Here is a 7,686-nt window from a genome sequence, read left to right as displayed (position 1 = left end):
CTTGAAAAAGAAAGGAACAGATTTATTAAGGGAAGTCCCAACTATTTTTGAATGTTTGGAACGCTTTTTTAAAACTAAATGATTATATAATTGAAATAAGAAGAAAATCATTATCAGAAAATTATAGGAGGTAGTAAAATTGACTTGCTTAATCAGTGTTATTTTATTACATCAAGGAGATAAAAATAGTTTATTAGAGTCTTTATTAATAGTTGATAGACAAACATTTAAAGATATAGAAGTTATTATTGTAAAGCCAATATAGAACACCTTTTGTTGGTTTATTTATTCTTCCTGATGATTATTATAAACTTACAAAGCATTTTCGTTATTATATGGAACAAGAACTTGTTTTCGAAGAGGAACTTATTTCACCGAGCTGGACTCATGAAGTTTATCCTTTGGGGCACTTAGGAGATATAGATATTCATTTTCTACATTATTCTAGTATTGAAGAAGCACGAACTAAGTGGGAAAAAAGAAAAAAACGCATAAATTGGAATAATCTTTATTTTAAATTTGATAATAAAGATTCAGCTAGTGAAGAAATTTTAAATAAGATGGATAATCTTCCTTATTCTAATAAATTAATTTTAGTCAATCGTCCATATAAAAATTTGAAAAGTCAATGTGTTATTCCAGGTCAGGAACATCTTCCAGAACTGGCTATTATGTCTGATCCATTAAATACTTTTGATATCATGGCTTGGTTAAAAAAAGGTGGCAATGCTCTTTAAGTGCAAGTTATTGCGCTGTAGCATATAAATCTATTTCCTACATATTTTTTAAATGTTCTACGAGTTAATTTGAAACGTTTAGCTTGTGGTATAATAGATTTATGGATAAAAAATATGAAAAAATCTCTCAGGATTTGGGAGTGACGTTAAAGCAAATTGATACCGTTCTAAGTTTGACAGCTGAAGGGGCGACTATTCCCTTTATCGCGCGTTATCGCAAGGACATGACTGGTAGTCTGGATGAGGTGGCGATTAAGGCTATTATTGATTTGGATAAAAGTCTGACAAATCTCAATGACCGTAAGGAAGCTGTCTTAGCTAAGATTCAAGAACAAGGTAAGTTGACCAAGGAATTGGAAGAAGCTATCTTAGTTGCCGAAAAATTAGCAGACGTTGAAGAACTCTATCTTCCTTATAAGGAAAAGCGTCGTACCAAGGCAACCATTGCCCGTGAAGCTGGACTCTTTCCTCTTGCTCGCTTGATTTTGCAGAATATAGTTGACTTAGAGAAAGAAGCTGAAAAGTTCGTCTGTGAAGGATTTGCGACTGGCAAGGAAGCCTTGACCGGTGCAGTTGATATTTTGGTCGAAGCCTTATCGGAAGATGTGACCTTGCGTTCTATGACTTATCAGGAAGTGCTGAGACACTCTAAACTCACTTCTCAAGCCAAGGATGAAAGTCTTGATGAAAAGCAGGTTTTTCAGATTTATTATGATTTTTCAGAGACAGTTGGAACTATGCAAGGCTATCGTACCTTGGCTCTCAATCGTGGGGAGAAACTTGGTGTCTTGAAGATCGGTTTTGAACATGCGACGGACCGTATTCTTGCCTTCTTTGCTACTCGTTTCAAGGTGAAAAATGCTTATATTGATGAAGTTGTTCAGCAATCCGTTAAGAAAAAGGTCTTGCCTGCTATTGAGCGTCGTATTCGGACAGAATTAACTGAGAAAGCTGAAGAGGGAGCTATCCAACTTTTTTCTGACAATCTGCGCAATCTCCTCTTGGTTGCTCCACTGAAAGGGCGTGTGGTTCTTGGGTTTGACCCAGCCTTTCGTACAGGTGCCAAGCTAGCTGTCGTGGATGCAACAGGAAAAATGCTGACAACTCAGGTTATTTATCCTGTTAAACCAGCATCAGCTCGTCAAATCGAAGAAGCCAAGAAAGATTTAGCAGATTTAATTGGTCAATACGGTGTAGAGATTCTTGCCATTGGAAATGGAACGGCCAGTCGTGAAAGTGAAGCTTTTGTAGCGGAAGTTCTGAAAGATTTCCCTGAAGTCAGCTATGTTATCGTTAATGAAAGTGGTGCTTCTGTCTATTCTGCCAGCGAACTTGCTCGTCAGGAGTTTCCAGACTTGACCGTTGAAAAACGCTCTGCCATTTCTATCGCCCGTCGTTTGCAAGATCCTCTTGCAGAATTGGTCAAAATCGATCCTAAGTCAATTGGTGTCGGTCAATACCAACACGATGTCAGTCAGAAGAAACTATCTGAGAGTCTGGACTTTGTTGTCGATACAGTGGTTAACCAAGTTGGTGTCAATGTCAATACAGCTAGCCCAGCTCTTCTTTCACACGTAGCTGGACTCAACAAAACTATCTCTGAAAATATTGTCAAATACCGCGAGGAAGAAGGAAAAATCACTTCACGCGCCCAAATCAAGAAAGTTCCTCGTCTGGGAGCCAAGGCCTTTGAGCAGGCTGCTGGTTTCCTTCGTATCCCTGAAAGTAGCAATATCCTTGATAATACAGGAGTTCACCCAGAGAATTACACTGCAGTTAAGGAACTCTTCAAACGTTTAGATATTAAAGACCTAAACGAAGAAGCCCAAAGCAAACTCAAGTCCCTTTCAGTCAAGGAAATGGCTCAAGAGCTAGACCTCGGTCCAGAAACCCTTAAAGATATCATTGCAGATCTTCTCAAACCAGGTCGAGATTTCCGTGATTCCTTTGACGCACCTGTGCTTCGCCAAGATGTCCTAGATATCAAAGACCTAGTGGTAGGTCAGAAGCTAGAAGGTGTTGTGCGTAACGTTGTTGACTTCGGTGCCTTCGTTGATATCGGGATTCACGAGGACGGCTTGATTCATATTTCTCATATGAGTCGCAAGTTTATCAAACACCCTAGTCAAGTGGTGTCAGTTGGAGATTTGGTGACCGTTTGGGTCAAGAAAATTGATACTGAACGTGAAAAAGTTAATCTGTCGCTCCTCGCTCCAAATGAAACTGACTGATTATGTCAAGCAGGTTTCACTAGAAGACTTCGGGAGAGCTTTTATCCATCATGTCCAGTGGAATAGGCGTCTACGTTCGACAGGTGGGCGATTTTTCCCCAAAGATGGGCATCTGGATTTTAATCCCAAGGTTTATCAGAAACTGGGTATGGAGGTTTTTAGGAAAATTGTCCGACATGAACTCTGTCATTATCACCTTTATTTCCAAGGGAAGGGCTATCAACACAAGGATCGGGATTTTAAGGAACTGTTGAAAGCAGTGGATGGATTAAGGTTTGTACCATCCTTGCCCAATAGTAACTCTAAACCACTCAAGCTTTATCGTTGTCAATCCTGCCAGCAAAGGTATCAGCGCAAGCGTAGGATTGATACCAAACGCTATCGCTGTGGACTTTGTCGAGGTAAATTGCTTCTTATAAATCAGCCTGAGGACTGATGAAAGCCGAGCCTCCCCGTGATATACTATGTCTAACCTAGCAGAAAGAGGAAATATCATGAACAGTAAATTTTATAAAATGAGACGCAATCGCATGATTTCAGGAGTTCTGGCAGGTCTGTCAGACAAGTGGAATTTTGATGTTACCCTAGTTCGTTTCTTGTTTGCCATTTTTACAGTTGCAAACTTTGGACTTGGCGTGATTATCTATATCATCCTAGCTTCTATCATGCCTACCAAGGAAGAAATCGAAGCAGAAATGTACGGAACAGGCCCACGTAAACGCAAAGAAGCCCAAGCCATTGACGACAATGAAGGCTGGTTTTGGTGAGGTTCTACAGAAGATTTGGAATAAGCAAAAAGCTTTAAATCAATAGTCTAAACTGCTTGATTTAAAGCTTTTTTACTTTTATACTCAATAAAAATCAAAGTGCAAACTAGGAAGCCAGCCACAGGCTGTAATTTAGTCGGCAATGTGAAGTTGACATAGTTTGCACTTTGATTTTTGAATAGTATTAATAATATTTCGCCAGCTTCATCCACAAACTATAGTGAATTGGAACTAGAATAGTACACCTCTACTTCTAAAACATTGTTAGAAATCGATTTGACTATCCTGATCGATTTGTTCTGTTCTTATTTCATTTTATTATAAAAGCAGTAATTTAAACTCAGTTTTTTAATCTATTTTTGCTGCTGAGACAATACATTTTTGGAAAAATGGTGGATGCTGATAACAACTGATAACCAGCAAATAACATAAGCAGTGCCGGTAAATTCTGTACCGATAAAGTGTGTGTGTTCAACTAAGAGCTGACCGATGAATGGAGAGAGCAGATAGAGAAGTCCGATGAGTATATGTTCTTTGTGTTTCATTAAAGCGCACCTTCTTTCCTTATAGGTTGAACGACTTGCAAGTGTTAAATTGAATGGTATGTTATCTAGGTAACCTTACTAAAATGTTAGTTCCCGCTTCCTCCTTTTCAAAGTAAGCCTTTTCACACTTATATTTTACAACTTTAAAAATAGGAAATCAAATCATTTTCTAAGTAATTTTGCTTATATTTCACCCAATCTTACAAAAATGTAAGATTAAAGTCTCTTTTGTAAGGTTAGGTTATGGCAAGCGGTCTTTTTTTGATGTAAACTAGACTCATAAAGAACAAAGGAGTAACATCATGAAACAAATCTTACATAAGAAAACTAGAAAACCAAGTCACAAAGAAATTGAGCGCGTTCAGCTGGGATGCACTATGATGCAAGCTACATTTCATTTGATGGGATATTAAGAAAGGAGATTCTCATGACACTTTTAGATGTAAAACACGTTCAAAAAATTTATAAAACACGTTTTCAGGGCAACCAAGTAGAAGCCCTCAAGGATATTCACTTTACCGTCGAAAAGGGTGACTACGTTGCCATCATGGGTGAGTCTGGTTCTGGTAAATCAACTCTTCTCAATATTCTAGCTATGCTGGATAAACCAAGTCGTGGTCAGGTTTACTTGAATGGAACTGACACCGCAACCATTAAAAATTCACAGGCCTCTAGCTTCCGTCGTGAAAAGTTGGGCTTTGTCTTCCAAGACTTTAACTTGCTAGATACTCTATCTGTAAAGGACAATATCTTGCTTCCGCTTGTCTTGTCAAGAAGACCTATTACAGAGATGATGAAGAAATTGGTGGTGACAGCTGAGAATCTGGGAATAAACCAATTACAAGAGAAGTACCCTTACGAGATTTCTGGTGGCCAGAAACAGCGTGTAGCAGTAGCACGCGCCATCATCACTGAACCTGAAATTCTCCTTGCGGACGAACCGACAGGAGCTCTTGACTCCAAGTCATCTGCAGCCTTACTTGATGTCTTTGATGAAATCAATGAGCGCGGCCAAACCATTCTCATGGTAACCCACTCAACAGCAGCAGCTAGCAGAGCTAAACGTGTACTCTTTATCAAAGACGGCATTCTTTACAATCAAATCTACCGTGGAGAGAAGACAGAACGTCAGATGTTCCAAGAAATCTCTGATACCTTGACTGTCATGGCAAGCGAGGTGAATTAGTATGTTTCGATTAACCAATAAGTTAGCGGTATCGAACTTGATTAAAAACCGCAAACTCTACTATCCTTTTGCGCTGGCTGTTCTCTTGGCAGTCACTGTCACCTATCTCTTTTACTCTCTAACCTTCAATCCTAAGATTGCGGAAATCCGTGGAGGAACAACCATTCAGGCTACACTTGGATTTGGTATGTTTGTCGTCACCCTTGCGTCAGCCATTATCGTTCTCTATGCCAATAGTTTTGTCATGAAGAACCGTTCCAAGGAACTGGGGATTTATGGCATGTTGGGATTGGAAAAGCGCCATCTAATCAGTATGACCTTTAAGGAGTTGGTGCTATTTGGGATTCTAACTGTTGGAGCGGGTATCGGTATTGGAGCCTTGTTTGACAAGTTAATTTTCGCTTTCCTGCTCAAACTAATGAAATTGAAGGTTGAGCTGGTTGCTACCTTCCAGACGAAAGTTGTCATTACAGTGCTTGTTGTCTTCGGTTTGATTTTCCTAGGCCTCATGTTCCTGAATGCCCTTCGAATCGCCCGTATGAATGCCCTCCAGCTCTCTCGTGAGAAAGCTAGTGGAGAGAAAAAAAGTCGCTTCCTTCCTCTCCAAACCATTCTTGGTTCCATAAGTTTAGGGATTGGCTATTATCTTGCCCTTACGGTAACCGATCCTCTTACAGCCCTAACAACTTTCTTCCTAGCTGTTTTGCTGGTTATTTTTGGTACTTATCTATTGTTTAATGCAGGGATTACAGTCTTCCTACAAATCTTAAAGAAAAACAAGAAATACTATTACCAACCTAATAACCTCATCTCTGTTTCCAACTTGATTTTCCGTATGAAGAAAAATGCGGTTGGACTAGCAACCATCGCTATTTTGTCAACAATGGTTTTGGTAACCATGTCAGCAGCGACTAGTATTTTCAATGCCTCAGAATCCTTTAAAAAAGTGATGAATCCGCATGACTTTGGCATTACTGGAAAAAATGTTGAAAAAGAAGATTTGGACAAACTCTTGAGCCAGTTTGCAAGTGACAAAGGTTATAGTGTCAAAGAGAAAGAAGTGCTTCGTTACAGTAACTTTGGTATTGCAAATCAAGAAGGAACCAAGTTAACTATTTTTGAAAAAGGACAAAACCGTGTCCAACCAAAAACAGTTTTCATGGTATTTGACCAAAAAGATTATGAAAATATGACTGGTCAAAAACTGTCTCTATCAGGAAATGAGGTTGGTCTCTTTGCCAAAAATGACGGACTGAAAGGACAGAAAGCTCTAACTCTAAATGATCATCAATTTTCTGTCAAAGAAGAATTTAATAAAGATTTCATTGTGAACCATGTTCCAAATCAGTTTAATATCTTGACTACTGATTACAATTACCTTGTTGTTCCTGATTTACAAGCCTTTTTGGATCAATTCCCAGATTCGGCTATCTATAATCAGTTTTACGGTGGTATGAATGTAATAAATGTCAGTGAAGAAGAACAACTCAAGGTCGCTGAGGAGTATGAAAAATACCTCAATCAATTTAATGCTCAATTAGACACAGAAGGTAGCTATGTTTATGGTAGCAATCTAGCAGATGCTAGTTCTCAGATGAGTGCCCTCTTTGGTGGTGTCTTCTTTATCGGTATTTTCCTATCCATTATCTTTATGGTCGGAACCGTTCTGGTCATCTATTACAAACAAATTTCTGAAGGCTATGAAGACCGTGAACGCTTTATTATCTTGCAGAAAGTCGGTTTAGATCAAAAGCAAATCAAGCAAACCATCAACAAACAGGTTTTAACTGTTTTCTTCCTTCCTTTGCTTTTTGCCTTCATACATCTAGCCTTTGCCTACCATATGCTTAGTCTGATTTTAAAAGTGATTGGTGTAATAGATACGAATATGATGTTGATTGTGACCTTGTCTATCTGCGCTATCTTCCTCATCGCCTATGTGCTGATTTTCATGATTACTTCAAGAAGTTATCGCAAGATTGTCCAAATGTAAAAAAAGATACCTCGACTTGAAAATCGAGGTATTTCTTGTATTTTATACTCAATAAAAATCAAAAAGCAAACTAGGAAGCTAGCCGCAGGTTGCTCAAAACACTGTTTTGAGGTTGCAGATAGAACTGACGAAGTCAGCTCAAAACACCGTTTTGAGGTTGCAGATAGAACTGACGAAGTCAGCTCAAAACACTGTTTTGAGGTTGCAGATAAAACTGACGAAGTCAG

Annotated in this window: 6 protein-coding genes and 1 pseudogene; 6 read left to right on the top strand and 1 reads right to left on the bottom strand. The window is 38.8% G+C overall.

The annotated features are described in order from the left end of the window. Window positions 1-257: 257 nt before the first annotated feature. The 4 genes and pseudogenes from HT736_RS06135 to HT736_RS06120 all read left to right on the top strand — a co-directional run. Window positions 258-737, top strand: a pseudogene (locus HT736_RS06135) (DUF1919 domain-containing protein); the annotation flags it as partial. A 101-nt stretch (window positions 738-838) separates the two neighbouring features. Then, window positions 839-2,968 carry a Tex family protein gene (locus tag HT736_RS06130; RefSeq protein ID WP_050125354.1) on the top strand — a complete coding sequence of 710 codons (2,130 nt, stop codon included), beginning with the start codon at window positions 839-841 and terminating at the stop codon, window positions 2,966-2,968. Then, window positions 2,955-3,404: a SprT family protein gene (locus tag HT736_RS06125; RefSeq protein ID WP_000778576.1), complete on the top strand. Its 450-nt coding sequence runs from the start codon at window positions 2,955-2,957 to the stop codon at window positions 3,402-3,404. The genes HT736_RS06130 and HT736_RS06125 overlap by 14 nt, the downstream gene beginning before the upstream one ends. A 58-nt stretch (window positions 3,405-3,462) precedes the next feature. Beyond that, on the top strand, window positions 3,463-3,735 hold the full coding sequence (locus HT736_RS06120) for a PspC domain-containing protein (protein ID WP_001085044.1): 273 nt from the start codon (window positions 3,463-3,465) through the stop codon (window positions 3,733-3,735). 353 nt (window positions 3,736-4,088) lie between these two features. Here the strand turns inward: HT736_RS06120 and HT736_RS06115 are convergent, their stop codons facing one another. Next, the gene (locus HT736_RS06115; protein WP_000680766.1) at window positions 4,089-4,280 is read right to left on the bottom strand and encodes a hypothetical protein; all 192 of its coding nucleotides are present in this window, start codon (window positions 4,278-4,280) and stop codon (window positions 4,089-4,091) included. A gap of 427 nt (window positions 4,281-4,707) precedes the next feature. Here HT736_RS06115 and HT736_RS06110 point away from each other — a divergent pair, with 427 nt between their 5' ends. Both HT736_RS06110 and HT736_RS06105 read left to right on the top strand, forming a co-directional pair. Beyond that, window positions 4,708-5,466, top strand: coding sequence for an ABC transporter ATP-binding protein (locus tag HT736_RS06110; RefSeq protein WP_000173358.1), 759 nt, complete (start codon window positions 4,708-4,710; stop codon window positions 5,464-5,466). A 1-nt stretch (window position 5,467) separates the two neighbouring features. Next, on the top strand, window positions 5,468-7,459 hold the full coding sequence (locus tag HT736_RS06105) for an ABC transporter permease (RefSeq protein ID WP_172930841.1): 1,992 nt from the start codon (window positions 5,468-5,470) through the stop codon (window positions 7,457-7,459). Window positions 7,460-7,686: the final 227 nt, after the last annotated feature.

The organism is Streptococcus sp. 339 (genome assembly GCF_013277285.1).
Classification (GTDB): Bacteria; Bacillota; Bacilli; order Lactobacillales; family Streptococcaceae; genus Streptococcus; species Streptococcus pseudopneumoniae.
This window is presented reverse-complemented; position numbering and strand designations above follow the sequence as displayed.